Source organism: Streptomyces sp. HUAS YS2 (assembly GCF_033343995.1).
In the GTDB taxonomy this organism is placed as follows: domain Bacteria; phylum Actinomycetota; class Actinomycetes; order Streptomycetales; family Streptomycetaceae; genus Streptomyces; species Streptomyces solicathayae.
Genome location: NZ_CP137573.1, coordinates 2304385 through 2326896, shown reverse-complemented (window position 1 = coordinate 2326896; position 22512 = coordinate 2304385). Strand labels below are relative to the sequence as shown.

Here is a 22512-nt window from a genome sequence, read left to right as displayed (position 1 = left end):
TTCGCGTGCCCGCCCTCCGGTTGACGGCATCCCCCGTCCGGCGTAGTCCGGAAGAAGAGAGGGGGAAATCCGCCGAGTCGGAGAGGAGTTCCATCATGCTCGGCGACCTGATAGGCGAGGAACAGGGCCAGACCACAGGGATGCGGGTGCTGTCCACCGACGGCGGTCACCCCGTCATCGAGGCCTCCTTCCAGGCGACCGGCACCATGCTGGGAGTCGAGATCGAGGACCTGGGCACGTACGAATCCGTCCTGCGCGCCGACGGCACCCTCTGGGGCGAAGGACAGGGCTTCACCATGACCAAGGAGGGCGAGACCGTCACCTGGCACGGCTCCGGCGTCGGCACCTTCGACGACACCGGCGCGGTCGACTGGCGCGGCGCCCTCTACTTCGAGACCACCGCCGACCGCTTCAGCCGGCTCAACGGTGTCGCCGGTGTCTACGAGTTCCATGTGACCGCCGACGGCAAGGCCACCGCCAAGCTGTGGGAGTGGAAGTAGCGCCACCGGAGGAACCGCATCGGACCGCCGCCCGGGGGCTCCCGGCCGTCCTCCCGTCTTTCCGAACCACCGGAAATCGGGTACTACGGTCGAGTAGCCACAAGCCCCCGACGAGCGGCGAGGTGAGCTCCTCATGACCGCACCCACCCAGCGGCCCAAGGTCACCGAAAGAGAAGCGCGACAGGTCGCCGAGGCGGCGCGCGAGCAGGACTGGCGCAAACCCAGTTTCGCCAAGGAACTCTTCCTCGGCCGGTTCCGGCTGGACCTCGTCCACCCGCACCCGCTGCCCGCGGACGAGGACGTCCGGCGTGGCGAGGCCTTCCTCGCGAGGCTCCGCGAGTTCTGCGAGACCCGCGTCGACGGCGTGCGCATCGAGCGCGAGGCCCGCGTCCCCGACGAGGTCGTCACCGGCCTCAAGGAGCTGGGCGCGCTCGGCATGAAGATCGACCCCAAGTACGGCGGGCTCGGCCTCACCCAGGTGTACTACAACAAGGCGCTGGCACTCGTCGGCTCCGTCAGCCCCGCGCTGGGCGCGATGCTCTCCGCGCATCAGTCGATCGGCGTACCGCAGCCGCTGAAGCTCTTCGGCACGCAGGAGCAGAAGGACGCGTTCCTGCCCCGGCTGGCCCGTACGGACATCTCGGCCTTCCTGCTCACCGAGCCGGACGTCGGCTCCGACCCGGCCCGGCTCGCCACCACCGCGGTGCCGGACGGCGACGACACGTACGTCGTCGACGGCGTGAAGCTGTGGACCACCAACGGCGTCGTCGCCGACCTGCTCGTCGTCATGGCCCGCGTCCCGAAGTCCGAGGGCCACCGCGGCGGCATCACCGCCTTCGTCGTCGAGGCCGACTCGCCCGGCATCACCGTCGAGCACCGCAACGCCTTCATGGGCCTGCGCGGCCTGGAGAACGGCGTCACCCGCTTCCACGCCGTCCGGGTGCCCGCGGCGAACCGGATCGGCCCCGAGGGCGCCGGCCTCAAGATCGCGCTCACCACCCTCAACACCGGCCGGCTCTCGCTGCCCGCCGCCTGCGTCGGCGCGGGCAAGTGGTGCCTGAAGATCGCCCGCGAGTGGTCGGCGGTCCGCGAGCAGTGGGGCAGGCCGGTCGCGAGGCACGAGGCCGTCGGCACGAAGATCTCCTTCATCGCGGCCACCACCTTCGCCCTGGAGGCGATGGTCGACCTGGCCTCCCAGATGGCCGACGAGGACCGCAACGACATCCGCATCGAGGCGGCGCTCGCCAAGCTGTACGGCTCCGAAATGGCCTGGCTGATGGCCGACGAACTGGTCCAGATCCGCGGCGGGCGTGGCTACGAGACCGCCGCGTCGCTTGCCGCGCGCGGCGAACGTGCCGTCCCCGCCGAGCAGTTGCTGCGCGACCTGCGGATCAACCGGATCTTCGAGGGCTCCACGGAGATCATGCACCTGCTGATCGCCCGCGAGGCCGTGGACGCGCACCTTGCCGTCGCCGGCGACATCATCGACCCCGACAAGTCCCTCTCCGACAAGGCGCGGGCCGGGGCAAGGGCGGGCGGCTTCTACGCCCGCTGGCTGCCGAAGCTGGTCGCCGGACCGGGCCAGGTGCCGGGCGCGTACGCGGAGTTCGGCGAACTCGCGACGCACGTCCGGTACGTGGAGCGGACCTCGCGCAAGCTCGCCCGCTCGACGTTCTACGCGATGTCGCGGTGGCAGGGCCGGATGGAGACCAAGCAGGCGTTCCTCGGCCGGATCGTCGACATCGGCGCGGAGCTGTTCGCCATGAGCGCGGCGTGCGTACGGGCCGCGCACCTGCGGGAGGCCGGCGACCACGGCCGCGAGTCGTACCGGCTCGCGGACGCGTTCTGCCGACAGTCCCGGCTGCGGGTGGAGGAGCTGTTCGGCCGCCTCTGGTCCAACACGGACGATGTCGACCGACGCATCGTGGAGGGCGTCCTGGACGGCGCGTACGAGTGGCTGGAAGCGGGCATCATCGACCCCTCCGGCACGGCCCCCTGGATCGCCGACGCGACCCCGGGCCCCACCACCGAACAGAACGCCCACCGCAAGATCCCGTAGCGGTGTGGGCACCCCACCCCGTGTGGCGCTGCCCCCCGCCGCCGTGTGGGCAATCGTCCCGCAGGGGCGATGGGGGTCCCCCCTGCTCGAGCGAAGCCGAGAGCTTGGGGGGAGGGTGGGCACACGGGACGGCGCCCCTGCGGGCGCGTTCCGCACATGCTCCTGCCCGCACCCCGGGCGCGGCGCGCTTGCAAGGCACGGCGCCCACGGGGTGCGGGTACGAGCATGAGGCGGAGGCGCCCGCCAAGGGCGCCGTTCCGTTGTGCCCACCGGTTCCGCCCTGCGGAACGATTGCCCACAACTGCGGGGGAGGGGCGGGACGGCCTTCGTCCCGTTTCGGATGACGGAACGGGCGACCGCCGGGGCGCGCCGACCGGCAGGATGGCTCGCGTGACCGTCATCGACATCCCCGGCTCCAAGTCCGTCACCGCCCGCGCGCTCTTCCTCGCCGCCGCCGCCCGCGGGACCACCACGCTCCTCAAGCCGCTGCGTTCCGACGACAGCGAGGGCTTCGCCGAGGGGTTGAAGGCCCTCGGCTACGAGGTGCGGCAGGAGCCCGGTGCCTGGCACATCACCGGGCGGCCCGAGGGACCCGCCCACGACACCGCCGAGGTGTACTGCCGCGACGGCGCCACCACCGCCCGGTTCCTGCCGGCGCTCGTCGCCGCCGGCCACGGCACGTACCGCTTCGACGCCTCCGCGCAGATGCGCCGCCGTCCCCTCGGCCCGCTCACCACCGCCCTGCGCACCCTCGGCGTCGACCTCCGGCACGAGGCGCAGGAGGGCCACCACCCGCTCACCGTCACCGCCCGCGGCATCAAGGGCGGGCCGCTCACCCTCGACGCCGGCGAGTCGTCCCAGTACCTCACCGCGCTGCTGATGCTCGGCCCGCTGACCGCCGAGGGGCTCGCGATCACCGTCACCGACCTGGTGTCGGAGCCGTACGTCGAGATCACCCTCGCGATGATGCGGGCCTTCGGCGCCCGGGTGACCCGCGAGGACGGGCCCGCGGGCCGCACGTACACCGTCGAGCCGACCGGCTACACGGCCACGACCTACGCCGTCGAGCCCGACGCCTCCACCTCCAGCTACTTCTTCGCCGCCGCCGCCCTCGACGCCGGCCGCTCCGTCACCGTCCCCGGCCTCGGCACCGGCGCCCTCCAGGGCGACCTCGCCTTCGTCGACGTCCTGCGCCGCATGGGCGCCGACGTGTCCGTCACCGCCGAGGGCACCACCGTCACCGGCACCGGGACCCTGCGCGGACTGACCGTCAACATGCGCGACATCTCCGACACCATGCCGACCCTCGCCGCCCTCGCGCCCTTCACCGACGGCCCGGTCCGCATCGAGGACGTCGCGAACACCCGCGTCAAGGAGTGCGACCGGCTCGACGCCTGCGCCGAGAACCTCCGCCGCCTGGGCATCACCGTGCGCACCGGCCCCGACTGGATCGAGATCCAGCCCGGCACGCCGACGGGCCCGGCCGAGATCGCCACGCACGGCGACCACCGCATCGTCATGTCCTTCGCGGTGACCGCCCTGCGCACCCCCGGAATCTCCTTCGACGACCCCGGCTGCGTCCGCAAGACCTTCCCCGAGTTCCACCACGTCTTCGAGGAGTTCCGCAGGGCCGCTGTCTGAGCGCCGCGCCGACCGCCGATAATCGGGCGGGTTCACGATCATCACCGATAGGGGCTGGGCATGTTCGGCACGGGGAAGAGCACGGGACTTCGGAAGGCAGGGGCGGCCGCCGCCCTCACGGGGGTGCTGCTGACCGGCTGCAGCAGCACGCCGGAGAGCGACGACAAGCCGAGGCCGGAGGCATCCCCCTCCGCCCCCGCCTCCACCTCGCCCGTCCCCACCGCCGGCGCGCTCACCGAGGCGCAGCTCAAGGCCGCCGCCCTCACGGACGGTGAGAAGGCCGGGAAGTACACGGTCTCCGACTACACCCTCGGCGCGCCCCTGGGCGAGGCGTACACCGCCGATCCGGCCGTCTGCCAGCCGCTGGTCAGCCTCGCCGAGGACGTCGCGGACCCCGACCCGGCCGCCGAGGTGCACCGCAAGGCCGACATCCCGGAGGAGACGGTCGGCACCACCGTCGCCGTCACCCTCCGCGCGTACGGGGCGGACGGCGCGAAGACCGTCCTGAAGAACCTGAACACCGCCGGGAAGCAGTGCGCCGCCGGGTTCGTCGAGCAGCGGGCGGTCGCGCAGGCGAAGTACCTGAAGGTCGAGACGCTGCCCGCCCCGAAGATCGGCGACGAGGCGGTGGCGTTCCGGTTCACGATCCTCGACGTCAAGGGCGCGCTGACGCTGTACGAGTACCTCACCGTCGTCCGTGCGGGCACCACCACCCTCGCCTTCCGGGCCGACATCACCGACACCAAGGACATCGGGGGCGTGCCGGCCGAGGTGATCGACGCCCAGTGGAAGAAGTTCCGGGGGGCGGCCCGGACCTGAGGCACGACCTGGGGCACGAGCGGTCCGTGGATGCGGCAAGAATGGGGGGCATGAGCGATCGCCCCTCACCTCTCGCGGACCCGCACACCGCCTTCGACCCGTCCGAAGGCCGCCGGGACATCGTCGTCCTCGGCGCCACCGGGTCCATCGGCACCCAGGCCGTCGACCTCGTCCTGCGCAACCCCGACCGCTTCCGCGTCACCGCGCTCGCGGCGTCCGGCGGCCGGGTCGCGCTCCTCGCCGAGCAGGCGCACCGGCTGGGGGTCGACACGGTGGCCGTCGCCCGCGAGGAGGCGGTGCCGGAGCTGAAGGAGGCGCTGGGGCGGCAGTACGGCTCGGAGCCCCTCCCGGAGATCCTGGCCGGCCCGGACGCAGCCACCCAGCTCGCCGCGTCCCCCTGCCACACCGTCCTCAACGGCATCACCGGCTCCATCGGCCTCGCGCCGACGCTCGCCGCCCTGGAGGCGGGCCGCACCCTCGCCCTGGCCAACAAGGAGTCGCTGATCGTCGGCGGCCCGCTGGTCAAGGCGCTGGCGAAGCCCGGCCAGATCATCCCGGTCGACTCCGAGCACGCCGCCCTGTTCCAGGCGCTCGCCGCCGGCACCCGCGCCGACGTCCGCAAGCTCGTCGTCACCGCCTCCGGCGGCCCGTTCCGCGGCCGTACCCGCGCGGAGCTGGCGAACGTCACGCGCGAGGACGCGCTGGCCCACCCGACCTGGGCGATGGGCCCGGTGATCACGGTGAACAGCGCCACCCTGGTGAACAAGGGCCTGGAGGTCATCGAGGCGCACCTCCTCTACGACATCCCCTTCGACCGCATCGAGGTCGTCGTCCACCCGCAGTCGTACGTGCACTCCATGGTCGAGTTCACCGACGGCTCCACGCTCGCCCAGGCCACCCCGCCGGACATGCGCGGCCCGATCGCCATCGGCATCGGCTGGCCCGAACGGGTGCCGGACGCGGCCCCCGCCTTCGACTGGTCCAAGGCATCGACCTGGGAGTTCTTCCCGCTCGACACCGAGGCGTTCCCGTCCGTCGGACTCGCCCGACACGTGGGCGAGCTGGGCGGCACGGCCCCGGCGGTGTTCAATGCCGCGAACGAGGAGTGCGTGGCCGCGTTCCTGGACGGCCGGCTGCCGTTCAACGGGATCATGGACACGGTCACGGCCGTCGTCGCGGAGCGCTTCGGCACTTCTGAGAACAGAAAAAGCACGGCCGAAGGCGGAGCGAAGCGGAGCGGAACCCCCACGGGAACCTCCCTGACGGTCTCGGACGTCCTCGAAGCGGAGACCTGGGCCCGTGCCCGGGCCCGGGAACTGGCGGCGAAGTCCAGCGTGGAGGCGCGCGCATGACCACACTCCTCACGGTCCTCGGCATCGTGCTGTTCGCGTTGGGGCTGCTCATCTCCATCGCGTGGCACGAGCTGGGCCACCTCTCCACGGCCAAGCTGTTCGGCATCCGGGTGCCGCAGTACATGGTCGGCTTCGGCCCGACCGTCTGGTCGCGGAAGAAGGGCGAGACGGAGTACGGCTTCAAGGCCATCCCGGCCGGCGGCTACATCCGCATGATCGGCATGTTCCCGCCCGGCAAGGACGGCCGGATCGAGGCCCGTTCCACCTCACCCTGGCGCAGCATGATCGAGGACGCGCGAGAGGCCTCCTTCGAGGAGCTCCAGCCCGGCGACGAGGACCGGCTCTTCTACACGCGCAAGCCGTGGAAGCGCGTGATCGTGATGTTCGCCGGCCCGTTCATGAACCTGATCCTGGCCGCCGTGGTCTTCTTCGGCAGCTCGATGATCCTCGGCTACGAGACGCAGACGACCAAGGTCGGCGGCGTCCAGAAGTGCGTGATCGAGCAGAGCCCGAAGGGCAAGCAGCGCGAGCAGTGCGCCACGACCGACCCGGTCTCGCCCGCGCACGCGGCCGGGCTGCTCAAGGGCGACAAGATCGTCGCGTTCAACGGGCAGCCCGTCGAGGACTGGAACACCCTCTCGGACCGCATCCGCGACACCATCGGCCCCGCCACCCTCACCGTCGAGCGGGCCGGCAAGCAGCTCGACCTGCACCCGACGCTCATCGAGAACAAGGTGCTGAAGAAGGACGAGGACGGCAAGGTCGTCCAGCCGCTGACCACGGTCAAGGCCGGCTACCTGGGCTTCCAGTCCCAGACCGAGGTCCTGCCGCTCACCTTCGGCCAGTCCGTGGACCGGATGACCGACCTCATGCAGTCGGGCGTGCAGTCGGTGATCGCCCTGCCGGGCAAGATCCCCGACCTGTGGGACGCGGCCTTCGGCGACGGCGAGCGCAAGCAGGACTCCCCGGTGGGCGTGGTCGGCGCGGCCAGGATCTCCGGCGAGATCATGGCCGTGGAGGCCCCGCCCGAGCGGATCCTGTCGATGATGCTGTCCGTCCTGGTGATGTTCAACATCTCGCTGTTCCTGTTCAACATGCTGCCGCTGCTCCCGCTCGACGGCGGCCACATCGCCGGCGCCCTGTGGGAGTCCATCCGCCGGCACACCGCGCGGCTGTTCAAGCGGCCCGACCCGGGCCCGTTCGACGTCGCGAAGCTGATGCCGGTCGCGTACGTGGTCGCGGGCGTCTTCGTCTGCTTCACGCTGCTGGTGCTCGTCGCCGACGTCGTCAATCCGGTCAAGATCACGTAGCGCCGACCGCGCGCAAGGGGGCGGCCGGACACCCCGTGGTGTCCGGCCGCCCGCCCCCGGGGCTGTAACCTCGGAGGCCGGAGCCCGCCGCCGTACGGGACCTCGATCCACACCTGGCCACACTTGGGGTTGCACAGCTGATGACCGCGATTTCTCTCGGTATGCCGTCCGTTCCGACCAAGCTCGCCGAGCGCCGGGTGAGCCGGAAGATCCAGGTCGGGTCCGTGGCCGTCGGCGGCGACGCGCCCGTCTCGGTGCAGTCGATGACGACGACCCGCACCTCCGACATCGGTGCGACGCTCCAGCAGATCGCCGAGCTCACCGCCTCCGGCTGCCAGATCGTCCGGGTCGCCTGTCCCACGCAGGACGACGCCGACGCGCTCGCCACCATCGCGAAGAAGTCGCAGATCCCGGTGATCGCCGACATCCACTTCCAGCCGAAGTACGTCTTCGCGGCGATCGACGCCGGCTGCGCGGCGGTCCGCGTCAACCCCGGCAACATCAAGCAGTTCGACGACAAGGTCAAGGAGATCGCCAAGGCGGCCTCCGCGGCCGGCACCCCGATCCGGATCGGCGTCAACGCCGGCTCGCTCGACGCCCGCCTGCTCGCGAAGTACGGCAAGGCCACCCCCGAGGCGCTCGTCGAGTCCGCCCTCTGGGAGGCGTCCCTCTTCGAGGAGCACGGCTTCCGCGACATCAAGATCTCGGTCAAGCACAACGACCCGGTCGTGATGGTCAACGCCTACCGCCAGCTCGCCGCCCAGTGCGACTACCCGCTGCACCTCGGCGTCACCGAGGCCGGCCCCGCCTTCCAGGGCACCATCAAGTCCGCCGTGGCCTTCGGCGCCCTGCTCTCCGAGGGCATCGGCGACACCATCCGCGTCTCCCTCTCGGCCCCGCCGGCCGAGGAGATCAAGGTCGGCATCCAGATCCTGGAGTCGCTGAACCTGCGCCAGCGCCGCCTGGAGATCGTGTCCTGCCCGTCCTGCGGCCGCGCCCAGGTCGACGTGTACAAGCTCGCCGAAGAGGTCACCGCCGGCCTGGAGGGCATGGAGGTCCCGCTGCGCGTCGCCGTCATGGGCTGCGTCGTCAACGGCCCCGGCGAGGCCCGCGAGGCCGACCTCGGCGTCGCCTCCGGCAACGGCAAGGGCCAGATCTTCGTCAAGGGCGAGGTCATCAAGACCGTCCCCGAGTCGAAGATCGTCGAGACCCTCATCGAGGAGGCGCTGAAGATCGCCGAGCAGATGGAGAAGGACGGCGTCATGTCGGGCGAGCCCGAGGTCGTCACCGTCGGCTGAGCCGCGGCCCCGTACGGCACCAGGGCCCGTCCCCCACCGGGGGACGGGCCCTGTCCGTCAGGAGCGGTGCCGCCCCGGCACTCCGGGTAGAGTTCAGCAGATCAGCAGGCCGACATCCTGTCGTTGCCGCGAAGGAGTGCTGGAGCGGCCCTCGTGTTGACGCAGACCACCATCCGGGTCCTCGAACCCGCCGACCTCGGTGCCGCCCTCGCCGTTCTGGAGAGCGCGCCGGTCGAGAACGCCTTCGTCACCGCCCGCGTCCAGGCCGCCGGCCTCGACCCCTGGCGGCTCGGCGGCGAGATGTGGGGCTGGTACGCCGACGGCCGGCTGCGCTCCCTGTGCTACTCAGGCGCCAACCTCGTCCCCATCTGCGCCACTCCCGAGGCGGTCCGCGCCTTCGCCGACCGCGCCCGCCGGATCGGCCGCCGCTGCTCCTCCATCGTCGGCCCCTCCGAACCGACCGCCCGGCTCTGGCGGCTCCTGGAGCCCAGTTGGGGCCCGGCCAGGGACGTCCGCGCCCACCAGCCGCTGATGGTCACCGAGCAGCCCTCGGCGACCGTCGACGCCGACCCCTACGTCCGCCGGGTCCGCAAGGACGAGATGGACGCGATCATGCCCGCCTGCGTGGCCATGTTCACCGAGGAGGTCGGCATCTCGCCGATGGCCGGCGACGGCGGACTGCTCTACCAGGCCCGCGTCGCCGAACTCGTCGGAGCGGGCCGCTCCTTCGCCCGCTTCGAGGACGGCAAGGTCGTCTTCAAGGCCGAGATCGGTGCCGCGACCCGCCAGGCCTGCCAGATCCAGGGCGTCTGGGTCGCCCCCGAACACCGCGGCCGCGGCCTGTCCGAGACCGGCATGGCCGCCGTCCTGCGCTACGCCCTCGCCGACGTCGCCCCCGTCGTCAGTCTGTACGTGAACGACTACAACACCCCGGCCCGGGCCGCGTACCGCCGCGTCGGCTTCCGCGAGGTCGGCGCCTTCATGAGCGTGCTGTTCTGACGCGCTTGTATCGTGCGCGCATGGATGACGCTGATGTCACGATCGGACCGGTCGATCTCGCCGCGCGGGTGGACGAGGCCCTCGCCGTCCAGGCCCTGGCCTTCGGGCTGAGCGAGGACGAGATCGTCGTACGACGCCACATCGTGCTGCGCCACCTGCAGAACCCCGGCGCGTGCGCGTACGGCGCGACCACCCCCGACGGACGGCTCGCCGGCTTCGTCTACGGGATGCCCAACGACCGCACCCACTGGTGGTCCACCGTCGTCGAACCGTACCTGCGGGCCAACGGGTACGAGGGCTGGCTCGACGAGTCCTTCGTCATCACCGAACTCCACGTCCACCCCGCGTACCAGGGCCGAGGCATCGGACGGACCCTGATCACCACCATCACCGACCGGGCCGAACAGCCCCGCTCGATCCTCTCCGCCATCGACACCGAGAGCCCCGCGCGCGGCCTGTACCGCAGCCTCGGCTACACCGACCTCGCCCGCAAGGTCCACTTCCCGTCGGCGGCCCGGCCGTACGCGGTGATGGGCGCCCCGCTGCCGCTGCTGCGCCGGAACTGATTTCTCCGAGCCGGGCAAGCCCGGCTAACCTCAGGGCCATCACCCAAAAGTCCGGCAGGAGTACGAGAACCATGGCCAACGCACCGGTCCAGCGCATGTCCCAGTTGATGGCGAAGACGCTGCGCGACGACCCGGCGGACGCCGAGGTCCTCAGCCACAAGCTCCTCGTCCGCGCCGGCTACGTCCGCCGCACCGCCGCCGGCATCTGGAGCTGGCTGCCCCTCGGCAAGAAGGTCTTCTCCAACGTCGAGCGCATCGTCCGCGAGGAGATGGACGCCATCGGCGCCCAGGAGGTGCTGCTCCCCGCCCTCCTGCCGCGCGAGCCCTACGAGGCGACCGGCCGCTGGGACGAGTACGGTGCCGAGCTCTTCCGCCTGCAGGACCGCAAGGGCGGCGACTACCTCCTCGGCCCGACCCACGAGGAGATCTTCACCCTGCTGGTCAAGGACCAGTGCTCGTCCTACAAGGACCTGCCGGTCATCCTGTACCAGATCCAGACGAAGTTCCGCGACGAGGCCCGCCCCCGCGCCGGCATCCTGCGCGGCCGCGAGTTCCAGATGAAGGACTCGTACTCCTTCGACACCGAGGACGAGGGCCTCACCCAGTCCTACAACCTGCACCGCGAGGCGTACCGGCGGATCTTCGAGCGCCTCGGCCTCGACTACCGCATCGTCGCCGCCACCGCCGGCGCCATGGGCGGCTCGAAGTCCGAGGAGTTCCTCGCGCCCGCCGAGGCCGGCGAGGACACCTTCGCCGACTGCCCCAACTGTGACTTCGCGGCCAACACCGAGGCGGTCGCCTACGAGCTGAAGTCCGTCGACGGCTCCGCAGTCGCGGCGGCCGAGGAGATCCCCACCCCGGACACCCCCACCATCGAGACCCTCGCCGCCTCCCTCGGCGTCCCGGCCTCCGCCACGCTGAAGAACCTCCTGGTGAAGGTCGACGGCGAGATCGTCGCCGTGGGCGTGCCCGGCGACCGCGAGGTCGACCTCGGCAAGGTCGAGGCGCACTTCGCGCCGGCCACCGTCGAGATGGTCACCGAGGCGGACTTCGCCGAGCGCGGCGACCTGGTGCGCGGCTACGTCGGGCCGCAGGGCCTGGACAAGGTGAAGTACCTCGCCGACCCGCGCGTGGCTCCCGGCACCTCCTGGATCACGGGCGCCAACAAGGAGGGCATGCACGCGAAGAACGTCGTCGCGGGCCGCGACTTCGAGGTCGACGAGTACGTCGACGTCGTGGTCGTCCAGGAGGGCGACCCGTGCCCCAAGTGCGGCACCGGCCTGAAGCTGGACCGCGCGATCGAGATCGGCCACATCTTCCAGCTGGGCCGCAAGTACGCCGACGCCCTCAAGCTCGACGTGCTCGGCCAGAACGGCAAGCCGGTCCGCGTGACCATGGGCTCGTACGGCATCGGCGTCTCGCGCGCGGTCGCGGCGCTCGCCGAGCAGTCCGCGGACGAGAAGGGCCTGTGCTGGCCCGCCGAGGTCGCCCCGGCCGACGTCCACGTCGTCGCGGCGGGCAAGGCGCTCCAGACGGAGCTGGCCCTCGAGGTCTCCGACAAGCTGTCCGCGGCCGGTTTGCGCGTGCTGGTCGACGACCGCGCGGGCGTCTCTCCGGGCGTGAAGTTCACCGACGCGGAGCTCATCGGCGTTCCGAAGATCCTCGTCGCCGGTCGCCGCTCGGGCGAGGGCGTCGTGGAGCTGAAGGACCGCCGCACGGGCGAGCGCGAGGAGCTCACGGTCGACGAGGCGATCGCCCGCCTGACGGCCTGACGTATCGGCCGTCGGCCGCCGTCCCTGGAACGGAACCGTTCCCGGGGCGGCGGCCGTCGCGGTGTCAGGTGGTCTCCTCCTGGGGAGCCGGTTCCACCGGCGCGCCCGCCAGATCCTCGATCGCCTCCACCGCGTCCGCCGCGCCCCGCAGGTACGCGGGGCTCGGCGCGGGTGGGGGCTCCAGGCCCGGGAGGGGCTCCTGTGGCGTCATGGGCTTCTGCGCCGCCGCAGGCGCGGGCGCGGCCGTGCCGCCGCGCTCCAGGAAGCGCAGCAGCTCCACCGGGATCGGCAGCACCAGCGTCGAGTTCTTCTCCGCCGCCACCGCCATCACCGTCTGCAGCAGCCGCAGCTGCAGCGCCGACGGCGCGTCCGCCATCTGGTGGGCCGCCTCCGCCAGCTTCTTCGAGGCCTGCAGCTCCGCGTCCGCGTTGATCACCCGCGCCCGCCGCTCACGGTCCGCCTCCGCCTGCCGGGCCATCGACCGTTTCATCGTCTCCGGCAGCGACACGTCCTTGATCTCGACGCGGTCGATGGAGACGCCCCAGCCCATGGCCGGGCTGTCGAGCATCAGCTCAAGGCCCTCGTTCAGCTTCTCCCGGTTGGAGAGCAGATCGTCCAGCTCGCTCTTGCCGATGATCGACCGCAGCGAGGTCTGCGCCATCTGCGAGACCGCGAACCGGTAGTCCTCGACGCGCACCAGCGCGTCCTGCGCGTCCACGACCTTGAAGTACACGACCGCGTCCACGCGCACCGTCACGTTGTCCCGGGTGATGCCCTCCTGAGCCGGCACCGGCATCGTCACGATCTGCAGGTTCACCTTGTGCAGCCGGTCGATCACCGGAACGATCAGGGTGAAGCCGGGCTGTCGCACGTCGCTGAGCAGCCGCCCGAGGCGGAACACCACGCCCCGTTCGTACTGCTTCACCACGCGCGCGGCCGCCGCCGTGTACACCCCGGCCGCCACGGCCGCGCCCGCCAATGCCAACAACAGGTCTTCGATCATCACGGCCCCCAGTTCCGAGCCGAACGACGTCACTGAAATTCCAGTGTGACAAATGGGGTATTCCCCTACAGCCAGCCCGCGAACTCCAGAAGCAGCTCCGCATCCTGTCGGCGGCCCGCCGCCAGCGCCCGCGCGGCCGACTCCACCGCGCGGAACAGCGTCCAGCCGCGCAGCCGGTCCCGGTCGATCTCCAGCGAGTCCGCCAGCTTGTTCACCCGTCGCCGGGCCGCCGACGCCCCCGCGGAGGAGGCCACCAGGTCCTCCACCCGGTCCCGGACCAGTCGCGCCAGGTCGTAGGCGCGCTCACCGACCAGCGGCTCGGGCCCGACGGCCAGCCAGGGCGCGCGGTCCCCGGCGAGGACCTTGCCCTGCCGGAAGCAGCCGTGCAGCAGCAGGGTCTCGGGGGACCGGGCGACCAGCTCCTCCCGTGCCGCGAGCGCGACGGGCAACAGCTCGGCCGCCGCTGCGTCACCGCGCAGCACCTCCATCGCGACCGCCTGCCGGGCCGTCCGCTCGGCCACCGACTCGAAGCCGTGCCCGTCGGCCGGCTCGACCCACAGTTTCCGCACCACTCCGGCCGCCTCGAGCAGCGCCTTCGCGTCCGGCAGGGAGCGCAGCGACACCTCGGGGTGCAGCCGCTCCAGGAGCAGCGCACCCTCCTCCGTCTCGCCGAGCAGCCGGACCGCGCCCCAGCCGTTCCAGTGCGCGAGCGCGTCCCGCTCCAGGTCCGGACGGGCGAGGACCGGTGCGATCTTGAGCGCGGCCGGCTCGCCGTCCGGTTGCCGTACGAGGACGACGAGGCTGCTCCGCCCGCCGGGGGCCATGACCCGCTCGGTGTCGAGCCCGGCGTGCTCCAGCGTGTCCTGGGCGAGCTCCGGGAGCTTCCCGGTCCACTCGGCCGCGGCAGCTTCCCCGTACGTCTCGTCGAGAGCCCGCACCAGTCGCTGCGGCGGTTCGAAACCCATACGTGCCTTGTTTCCTTCGCTGTCCGGATCAGGCCCGCTCGGCGAGCCCAGGAAAGGTTACGTCGCCGCCGCGCCAGCGGGCGGCCCGTACCGCCGCCTCGCGCAGCGCCGTCGCCGCCTCCGCGCGCAGCGGCCCGTCCGCGGCGCGCACCAGGTCGGAGTACGCGCCGGCCACCCCGTCCTCCAACTCGGCGGCCAGGCGTCCGGCCGCGGCGGCGTCCGGCACCGGGAACGGCAGCGCGTACCCGGCGGCCGCGGCCACCGGCGCGCCGCCGAGGTCCTTCACCGTCCGGCCCAGCGCGTCCCGCCGGGCGCGGTGCGCGTCGTACGCGGCGGTGGCCTCGGCCCGCCGGGCCTCGCCGATCCGGCCGCCGACGACCCCGTACCCGTACACGGCGGCGTGCTCCGCGGCCAGCGCGGCCCGGGCGGCGTCGAGGGCGGTCATCGGGGGCTCCTTGCCGGGGCGGGCGCGGTCAGTAGGTAGGCGTGCGCCGCGGCGGCCGCCGCGACGGAGGCGAGCAGCCGGGCGTACTCGGGCGGGGCGTCGAGGAGCGCCGCCGCGTGGGCGTCGGCGGTGCGCCGGGCCGCGGCAGCGAGGTCCTTCAGCGCGACCGCGGGGTCGGCGGCGACCGGGGCGGTCACCCTGGTGGCGGAAGCGGGCGAGGGCCTCCCGGACGGCGCGGCGGACGGCTCGTCCGACGGCTTCGAGGGCTCCGACGCCTTCGCCGAGGGCGCCGGGAGGCCCTCTCCGAGGGCTGCCGCGTGCGCCGCGACCGAGGTGCGCAGCGGTGTCAGCCGGGCCGCCAGCGCGGGATGCGCCACGCGGGTGGCGTCGTAACGCTCCAGGAGGCCGGTGCTCGCCGCCACCGCCGAATGCCGCAGCGCCAGCTCGGCCCGCGCCGCCCGTTCGGCCGCGGAGGGGGCCTTGGCCCCGCCGCCGGCCGGGGCGGAGCAGCCTGCGAGCGTCACCGCTCCGGCCGCCAGGAGCGCACGCCTGCCGATCGTCCCCGTGCGCCCCACGCGTCTCTCCCTCGGTCTGACGGCGTCCCGCCGGTCGAAGATCACCGCAGGCGAGCGTACCCGCGGCCCGGGCGCCGGTGGACGGCAACACCCCTCGGGACCGGATACCCTTTGGTCTGACACGCGACGATCCCACAACAGCACACGCGGCCGAGGAGTCACCCGGATGAGCACCACCCAGAGCGACAGGCTGCGCGAGCTCGTCGAGCCGCTCGTCCTCGCGAAGGACCTGGAACTCGAGGAGATCGAGGTGTCCCGGGCGGGCCGCCGCGGAATGCTGCGGATCATCGTCGACTCCGACGAGGGCGTGGATCTGGACGCCTGCGCCGAACTCAGCCGCGCCATCTCGACGAAGCTCGACGAGACGGACCTGATGGGCGAGGGCGAGTACAACCTCGAGGTGACCTCCCCGGGCGCGGAGCGCCCGCTGTCGCAAGCCCGCCACTACGTGCGCGCCACCGGCCGGCTGGCCAGGCTGCAGCTGCGCGAGGGCGGGGAGCTGGTCGCCCGGATCCTCACCGTGGACGACGACGGCCTCGACGTCGAGGTGCCGGGCGTGAAGGGGCGCAAGCCCACCGCCCGCCGGATCGAGTTCGCCGACATCGTCAAGGCGCGCGTGGAGATCGAGTTCAACCGCAAGGACAAGAAGGAAGAGGAGGCGTAGCCGTGGACATCGACGTGAAGCTCCTGAAGGGCTTGGCACAGGAGAAGGAGATCTCCTTCGAGATGCTGGTCGAGGCGATCGAGTCGGCCCTCCTCATCGCCTACCACCGCACCCCCGACGCCCGTCGCCACGCCCGCGTGGAGCTGAACCGGCAGACCGGCCACGTGACGGTGTGGGCGAAGGAAGACCCCTCCGAGCTGGAGGAGGGCCAGGAGCCCAAGGACTTCGACGACACCCCGTCGGACTTCGGCCGGATCGCGGCGAGCACCGCCCGCCAGGTCATCCAGCAGCGACTGCGGGACGCCGAGAACGACGTCACCTTCGGCGAGTACGCCCGCCGTGAGGGCGACATCGTGGCCGGCCAGGTGCAGCAGGGCAAGGACCCGAAGAACGTCCTCGTCAAGCTGGACGACAAGCTGGAAGCCATCCTTCCGGTGCAGGAGCAGGTGCCGGGCGAGGACTACACGCACGGCCTGCGCCTGCGCACGTACGTCGTCCGCGTGGCGAAGGGCGTGCGCGGTCCGTCCGTCACTCTTTCGCGCACCCACCCCAATCTGGTGAAGAAGCTCTTCGCCCTGGAGGTGCCGGAGATCGCGGACGGCTCGGTGGAGATCTCGGCCATCGCCCGTGAGGCCGGCCACCGCACCAAGATCGCGGTCCGCGCCACCCGTCCGGGCCTGAACGCCAAGGGCGCCTGCATCGGCCCGATGGGCAGCCGGGTCCGCAACGTGATGGCCGAGCTGCTCGGCGAGAAGATCGACATCGTCGACTGGTCCGACGACCCGGCGGAGATGGTGGCCAACGCGCTGTCCCCGGCCCGGGTCTCCAAGGTCGAGGTCGTCGACCTGGCCGCCCGGTCCGCCCGGGTGACCGTGCCCGACTACCAGCTGTCGCTGGCCATCGGCAAGGAGGGCCAGAACGCCCGCCTCGCCGCCCGGCTGACCGGCTGGCGCATCGACATCCGTCCGGACACGGAGCAGCAGGCCGCCGAGTAGGGCGGACTGCGGCTTCGGGTCGCGGGAATGGATCTCGCCGTGGTGACGTTCTGCTACGGCGAGATCACGACAAACGACCGTTCGATTTTTGCCCCAAACAGGTGAGGTCGGTACGGGGAGGTAGACTTAATCGTGTCTGGCCGGACGCATGCCCGCGCGTGCCCTGAAAGAACCTGTGTGGGATGCCGGGAGCGAGCGGCCAAGAGCGATCTGCTGCGCATCGTGGCGATCGAGGGCGTCTGCGTCCCCGATCATCGCGGTACGCTGCCCGGCCGGGGTGCGTATCTGCATCCCGCCTCGGTCTGTCTCGACCTGGCGGTCCGCCGCCGGGCGCTCCCACGGGCCTTCAAGGTCCCGGGTCCGCTGGACACGGCGGAGCTGGCAGAGCGGTTGAACCAGTAAGGAAGTACAGCACGGAACCCCGTGCGGTCAGGTACCTCGCGAGTTGGAAGTAGGTCGAGATTGCGATGAGCACTCGATGAGTACGCGATGAGTACGCCCATGAAGTAGCGACGGTCCGGCGGTAACCGGACCTAAAAGGAGCGAAGTGGCTAAGGTCCGGGTATACGAACTCGCCAAGGAGTTCGGTGTGGAGAGCAAGGTCGTCATGGCCAAGCTCCAAGAACTCGGTGAATTCGTCCGATCTGCGTCCTCGACGATCGAGGCGCCGGTTGTGCGCAAGTTGACTGACGCGCTGCAGGGTCCCGGCTCCGCCGGCAAGACCGCAGCGAAGCCCGGCGCGCCCCGCAAGGCCGCGCCGTCCCCCAAGCCCGCCGCGCCCTCCCCGGCGCAGGCGGCTCGTCCCGCTGCCCCCAAGCCCGGCGCCCCGGCCCCCAAGCCGGCCCCCGCCGCGCCCGCGGCCCCGGTCACCCCGGCCGCGCCCGCGAGCAGCACCCCCTCTCCGGCTCCGGCCGCCTCGGGCCCGCGCCCGGGCCCGAAGCCCGCGCCCAAGCCGGTCACCCCGGCTCCGGCCACCCCCGAGTTCACCGCGCCTCCGTCGGCTCCCGCCGCCGGTCAGCGTCCCGGTGGCGCGGCCCCGGGACCCCGTCCCGCGGGCGGTGCCCGTCCGGGTCAGGCGCCGCGTCCGCAGGGCCAGGGTGCCCCGCGTCCGCAGGGCCAGGGCGCCCCGCGTCCGGGCGGTCGTCCGGCCGGTCCGCGTCCGGGCAACAACCCCTTCACCTCCGGCGGCTCCACCGGCATGGCGCGCCCGCAGGCGCCCCGTCCCGGCGGCGGCGCCCCGCGTCCCGGCGGCCCCGGCGCCGCTCCGGGCGCCCCGCGTCCGCAGGGTGGTCCCGGCGGCGCTCCGCGCCCGCAGGGCCAGGGCGGCGCGCGTCCCACCCCCGGTGGCATGCCGCGTCCGCAGGCTCCCCGTCCGGGCGGCGCGCCCGGCGGTAACCGTCCGAACCCGGGCATGATGCCGCAGCGTCCGGCTGCCGGCCCGCGTCCCGGCGGCGGCCCCGGTGGCCGTGGTCCGGGTGGCGGCGGCGGTCGTCCCGGCGGTCCCGGTGGCGGCGGCGGTCGTCCCGGCTTCGCCGGTCGTCCGGGCGGTCCCGGCGGCGGTGGCGGCGGCTTCGCCGGTCGTCCCGGCGGTCCCGGTGGTGGCGGCGGCGGTCGTCCGGGTGGCCCCGGCGGCGGTGGCGGCGGCTTCGGCGGTCGTCCCGGCGGCTTCGGCGGTCGTCCCGGTGGTCCGGGCGGTCGTGGTGGCACGCAGGGCGCCTTCGGTCGTCCCGGCGGTCCCGCGCGTCGCGGTCGCAAGTCGAAGCGGCAGAGGCGCCAGGAGTACGAGGCCATGCAGGCCCCGTCCGTGGGCGGCGTGATGCTGCCTCGCGGCAACGGCGAAGCCATTCGCCTGTCGCGCGGTGCGTCCCTCACCGACTTCGCCGAGAAGATCGGCGCCAACCCGGCGTCGCTCGTCGCGGTGATGATGAACCTCGGCGAGATGGTCACGGCCACGCAGTCCGTCTCCGACGACACGCTGACGATGCTCGGCGAGGAGATGAACTACACCGTTCAGATCGTCTCGCCGGAGGAGGAGGACCGCGAGCTCCTCGAGTCCTTCGACATCGAGTTCGGCGAGGACGAGGGCGGCGAAGAGGCTCTGGTCTCCCGTCCGCCGGTCGTCACCGTCATGGGTCACGTCGACCACGGTAAGACCCGACTTCTCGACGCGATCCGCAAGACGAACGTCGTCGCGGGCGAGGCCGGTGGCATCACCCAGCACATCGGCGCCTACCAGGTCGGCACCGAGGTCAACGGTGAAGAGCGCAAGATCACCTTCATCGACACCCCGGGTCACGAGGCGTTCACCGCCATGCGTGCCCGTGGCGCCAAGTCGACCGACATCGCGATCCTCGTGGTGGCGGCCAACGACGGTGTGATGCCTCAGACGATCGAGGCGCTGAACCACGCCAAGGCGGCCGACGTGCCGATCGTGGTCGCGGTCAACAAGATCGACGTCGAGGGTGCCGACCCGACCAAGGTCCGCGGTCAGCTGACCGAGTTCGGTCTGGTGGCCGAGGAGTACGGCGGCGACACGATGTTCGTCGACATCTCCGCCAAGCAGGGTCTGCACATCGACTCCCTGCTGGAGGCCGTCGTCCTCACCGCCGACGCCTCGCTCGACCTGCGGGCCAACCCGGAGCAGGACGCGCAGGGCATCGCGATCGAGTCCCACCTCGACCGCGGTCGTGGTGCCGTCTCGACCGTCCTGGTCCAGCGCGGAACGCTGCGCATCGGCGACACCGTGGTGGTCGGCGACGCGTACGGCCGTGTCCGGGCGATGCTCGACGACAAGGGCAACAACGTCGAGGAGGCGACCCCGTCGACTCCCGTCCTGGTGCTCGGTCTCACCAACGTGCCGGGTGCCGGCGACAACCTCCTGGTTGTCGACGAGGACCGTACGGCCCGCCAGATCGCCGAGAAGCGTGCGGCGCGCGAGCGCAACGCGGCCTTCGCCAAGCGCACCCGCCGGGTGTCCATCGAGGACCTCGACAAGGTGCTCGCGGCCGGCGAGATCCAGCAGCTCAACCTCATCATCAAGGGCGACGCGTCCGGTGCGGTCGAGGCTCTCGAGTCCTCGCTCATGCAGCTCGACGTCGGCGATGAGGTCGACATCCGGGTCCTGCACCGCGGCGTCGGTGAGGTCACGGAGTCCGACATCAACCTGGCGATGGGCTCCGACGCGATCGTCATCGGCTACAACGTCCGCGCGGCCGGCCGTGCCACGCAGATGGCCGAGCGCGAGGGCGTCGAGGTCCGGTACTACTCGGTCATCTACCAGGCGATCGAGGAGATCGAGGCGGCCCTGAAGGGTCTGCTCAAGCCGGAGTTCGAAGAGGTCGAGCTCGGTACGGCGGAGATCCGCGAGGTCTTCCGCTCGTCCAAGCTGGGCAACATCGCCGGTGTCCTGGTCCGCTCGGGCGAGGTGCGACGCAACACCAAGGCGCGCCTCATCCGCGACGGCAAGGTCGTGGCGGAGAACCTCACCATCTCGGGTCTGCGTCGCTTCAAGGACGACGTCACCGAGATCCGCGAGGGCTTCGAGGGCGGTATCAACCTCGGCAACTACAACGACATCAAGATCGACGATGTCATCGCCACCTACGAGATGCGCGAGAAGCCGCGCGCCTGACGGTAGGTGTCACAGCCCGAGCTCTGCTCGGTCCACCAGGGGTGGTGGCCGGGCGGCGGGCGGGACGGGGCCGATCGGCGGAAGATATTTCCGTCGATCGGCCCCGGCCGTTGCGTGTACGGTTCTGGTGTCCCTGCCAAGCGGTTGGCGGGGCCACTGACCCCGAACCGGCGGGACATCCGGACATACATGTATGTGGGGACTCTGTCCTTCGATCTGCTCCTCGGCGACGTGCGCTCGCTGAAGGAGAAGCGCTCCCTCGTCCGGCCCATCGTCGCCGAGCTCCAACGCAAGTTCTCCGTGAGCGCGGCCGAGGTGGGCGACCAGGACCTCCACCGCAGGGCCCGGCTGGGCGTCGCGCTGGTGGCCGGGGACGCGGGGTTCGTGTCGGACGTGCTGGACCGGTGCGAGCGGCTGGTCGCGGCCCGGCCGGAGGTGGAACTGCTGTCGGTGCGACGGCGGCTCCACACTGATGAAGACTGAATGAGCAAGGCAAAGAAGGAGAAGGACCAGTGGCCGACAACGCGCGGGCGAAGAAGCTGGCGGACCTCATCCGGGAGGTGGTCGCCGAGAAGCTGCAGCGCGGCATCAAGGACCCGCGCCTGGGTACGCACGTGACCATCACGGACACCCGCGTCACCGGCGACCTGCGGGAGGCCACGGTCTTCTACACGGTCTACGGCGACGACGAGGACCGGGCCAGCGCCGCCGCCGGACTGGAGAGCGCCAAGGGCATTCTCCGCTCCGCCGTCGGCCGGGCCGCGGGGACGAAGTTCACCCCGACGCTGACCTTCGTCGCGGACGCCCTCCCGGAGAACGCCAAGACGATCGAGGACCTCCTCGACAAGGCGCGGGCCTCCGACGAGAAGGTGCGCGAGGCGTCCTCGGGCGCCACGTACGCCGGCGAGGCGGACCCGTACCGCAAGCCCGGCGACGAGGACGAAGAGGGCACCACCGCCGAATGAGCCAGCAGCACAAGAAGACGCCCGACGGGCTTGTCATCGTCGACAAGCCGTCGGGCTTCACTTCGCACGACGTCGTGGCCAAGATGCGCGGGATCGCCCGGACCCGCCGCGTCGGCCACGCCGGAACCCTCGACCCGATGGCGACCGGCGTGCTGGTCCTCGGCGTCGAGCGGGCCACCAAGCTCCTCGGTCACCTCGCGCTGACCGAGAAGGAGTACCTCGGCACGATCCGGCTCGGGCAGACCACGATCACGGACGACGCCGAGGGCGAGATCACCGCGTCCGTCGACGCCTCGAAGGTGACCCGGGAGGGCATCGACGCCGGCGTGGCGGAGCTGACCGGCGCCATCATGCAGGTGCCGTCGAAGGTCTCCGCGATCAAGATCGACGGCAAGCGGTCGTACGCGCGGGTGCGCGGCGGCGAGGAGTTCGAGATCCCGGCCCGGCCGGTCACCGTGTCGCAGTTCACGGTGTACGACGTCCGCGAGGCCGTCGCCGAGGACGGCACGCCCGTCGTCGACCTCGTCGTCTCCGTCGTCTGCTCGTCCGGTACGTACATCCGCGCCCTCGCCCGTGACCTGGGCGCCGGGCTCGGCGTGGGCGGCCACCTGACGGCGCTGCGGCGCACCCGGGTCGGCCCGTACAAGCTGGACTCCGCGCGCACGCTCGACCAGCTCCAGGAGGAGCTGACGGTCATGCCGGTCGCCGAGGCGGCCGAGGCGGCGTTCGAGCGCTGGGACGTGGACGAGAAGCGGGCCCGCCTGCTGCTCAACGGCGTCCGCCTGGACATGCCGGAGACCGGGCCGGGGCCGGTCGCGGTCTTCGGACCGGGCGACAAGCTGCTCGCGCTCGTGGAGAACCACAAGGGCCGGGCGAAGAGCCTGGCGGTCTTCGGCTGATCCGCCCGCCTGGTTCGTCATCGTGGAGCGGGCACGCGCGCGTGCCCGCTCCAC

General features: G+C 71.9%; 21 protein-coding genes. 17 read left to right on the top strand and 4 right to left on the bottom strand.

The features are described 5' to 3' along the window. The first annotated feature begins 95 nt into the window (after window positions 1-95). The 10 genes from R2D22_RS10385 (at window position 96) to R2D22_RS10335 (ending at window position 12316) form a co-directional block, all read left to right on the top strand. Entirely contained in the window at window positions 96-500 is a 405-nt protein-coding gene (locus tag R2D22_RS10385) for a hypothetical protein (protein ID WP_318102806.1), read from the top strand. A 133-nt stretch (window positions 501-633) separates the two neighbouring features. Further along, window positions 634-2559 carry an acyl-CoA dehydrogenase family protein gene (locus R2D22_RS10380; protein WP_318102805.1) on the top strand — a complete coding sequence of 642 codons (1926 nt, stop codon included), beginning with the start codon at window positions 634-636 and terminating at the stop codon, window positions 2557-2559. A gap of 390 nt (window positions 2560-2949) precedes the next feature. Continuing rightward, on the top strand, window positions 2950-4200 hold the full coding sequence (gene aroA / locus R2D22_RS10375; protein ID WP_318102804.1) for a 3-phosphoshikimate 1-carboxyvinyltransferase: 1251 nt from the start codon (window positions 2950-2952) through the stop codon (window positions 4198-4200). A gap of 60 nt (window positions 4201-4260) precedes the next feature. Next, window positions 4261-5019 (top strand): hypothetical protein, encoded by a 759-nt coding sequence (locus tag R2D22_RS10370; protein WP_318102803.1) that lies wholly within the window; start codon window positions 4261-4263, stop codon window positions 5017-5019. Window positions 5020-5069: 50 nt separating this feature from the next. Continuing rightward, window positions 5070-6371: a 1-deoxy-D-xylulose-5-phosphate reductoisomerase gene (gene dxr, locus R2D22_RS10365; RefSeq protein ID WP_318102802.1), complete on the top strand. Its 1302-nt coding sequence runs from the start codon at window positions 5070-5072 to the stop codon at window positions 6369-6371. Then, window positions 6368-7681, top strand: coding sequence for a M50 family metallopeptidase (locus tag R2D22_RS10360; protein ID WP_318102801.1), 1314 nt, complete (start codon window positions 6368-6370; stop codon window positions 7679-7681). Before dxr ends, R2D22_RS10360 begins: the two co-directional genes overlap by 4 nt. 140 nt (window positions 7682-7821) lie before the next feature. Continuing rightward, complete coding sequence (gene ispG / locus R2D22_RS10355) at window positions 7822-8979, top strand: flavodoxin-dependent (E)-4-hydroxy-3-methylbut-2-enyl-diphosphate synthase (RefSeq protein WP_318102800.1); 1158 nt, start codon at window positions 7822-7824, stop codon at window positions 8977-8979. Between the two features lie 153 nt (window positions 8980-9132). Continuing rightward, window positions 9133-9978, top strand: coding sequence for a GNAT family N-acetyltransferase (locus R2D22_RS10350; RefSeq protein WP_318102799.1), 846 nt, complete (start codon window positions 9133-9135; stop codon window positions 9976-9978). 20 nt (window positions 9979-9998) lie between these two features. Further along, the gene (locus tag R2D22_RS36115) at window positions 9999-10544 is read left to right on the top strand and encodes a GNAT family N-acetyltransferase (RefSeq protein ID WP_362737592.1); all 546 of its coding nucleotides are present in this window, start codon (window positions 9999-10001) and stop codon (window positions 10542-10544) included. A gap of 71 nt (window positions 10545-10615) precedes the next feature. Next, window positions 10616-12316: a proline--tRNA ligase gene (locus R2D22_RS10335; protein ID WP_318109682.1), complete on the top strand. Its 1701-nt coding sequence runs from the start codon at window positions 10616-10618 to the stop codon at window positions 12314-12316. A gap of 64 nt (window positions 12317-12380) precedes the next feature. Here the strand turns inward: R2D22_RS10335 and R2D22_RS10330 are convergent, their stop codons facing one another. The 4 genes from R2D22_RS10330 to R2D22_RS10315 form a co-directional block, all read right to left on the bottom strand. Next, on the bottom strand, window positions 12381-13319 hold the full coding sequence (locus tag R2D22_RS10330; RefSeq protein ID WP_318109680.1) for a slipin family protein: 939 nt from the start codon (window positions 13317-13319) through the stop codon (window positions 12381-12383). Between the two features lie 65 nt (window positions 13320-13384). Continuing rightward, on the bottom strand, window positions 13385-14284 hold the full coding sequence (locus R2D22_RS10325) for an aminoglycoside phosphotransferase family protein (protein ID WP_318102798.1): 900 nt from the start codon (window positions 14282-14284) through the stop codon (window positions 13385-13387). Window positions 14285-14312: 28 nt separating this feature from the next. Beyond that, window positions 14313-14729: a ferritin-like domain-containing protein gene (locus tag R2D22_RS10320; protein WP_318102797.1), complete on the bottom strand. Its 417-nt coding sequence runs from the start codon at window positions 14727-14729 to the stop codon at window positions 14313-14315. After that, window positions 14726-15304: a hypothetical protein gene (locus tag R2D22_RS10315; RefSeq protein ID WP_318102796.1), complete on the bottom strand. Its 579-nt coding sequence runs from the start codon at window positions 15302-15304 to the stop codon at window positions 14726-14728. Before R2D22_RS10315 ends, R2D22_RS10320 begins: the two co-directional genes overlap by 4 nt. A 166-nt stretch (window positions 15305-15470) precedes the next feature. Between R2D22_RS10315 and rimP the strand changes: the two genes are divergently transcribed. From rimP to truB, 7 genes are all read left to right on the top strand, one after another. Next, a complete protein-coding gene (gene rimP / locus R2D22_RS10310) occupies window positions 15471-15968 on the top strand; it encodes a ribosome maturation factor RimP (RefSeq protein ID WP_318102795.1) in 498 nt (165 codons plus the stop codon). Window positions 15969-15970: 2 nt separating this feature from the next. Continuing rightward, a complete protein-coding gene (gene nusA / locus R2D22_RS10305; protein ID WP_318102794.1) occupies window positions 15971-16963 on the top strand; it encodes a transcription termination factor NusA in 993 nt (330 codons plus the stop codon). 132 nt (window positions 16964-17095) lie between these two features. Further along, the gene (locus R2D22_RS10300) at window positions 17096-17365 is read left to right on the top strand and encodes a YlxR family protein (RefSeq protein WP_318102793.1); all 270 of its coding nucleotides are present in this window, start codon (window positions 17096-17098) and stop codon (window positions 17363-17365) included. Window positions 17366-17510: 145 nt separating this feature from the next. Continuing rightward, a complete protein-coding gene (gene infB / locus R2D22_RS10295; protein ID WP_318102792.1) occupies window positions 17511-20594 on the top strand; it encodes a translation initiation factor IF-2 in 3084 nt (1027 codons plus the stop codon). A gap of 189 nt (window positions 20595-20783) precedes the next feature. Further along, window positions 20784-21077: a DUF503 domain-containing protein gene (locus R2D22_RS10290; protein WP_318102791.1), complete on the top strand. Its 294-nt coding sequence runs from the start codon at window positions 20784-20786 to the stop codon at window positions 21075-21077. 29 nt (window positions 21078-21106) lie between these two features. Then, window positions 21107-21559, top strand: coding sequence for a 30S ribosome-binding factor RbfA (rbfA, locus tag R2D22_RS10285; protein WP_318102790.1), 453 nt, complete (start codon window positions 21107-21109; stop codon window positions 21557-21559). Next, on the top strand, window positions 21556-22458 hold the full coding sequence (truB, locus tag R2D22_RS10280) for a tRNA pseudouridine(55) synthase TruB (protein WP_318102789.1): 903 nt from the start codon (window positions 21556-21558) through the stop codon (window positions 22456-22458). The genes rbfA and truB overlap by 4 nt, the downstream gene beginning before the upstream one ends. The last annotated feature ends 54 nt before the right edge of the window (window positions 22459-22512 follow it).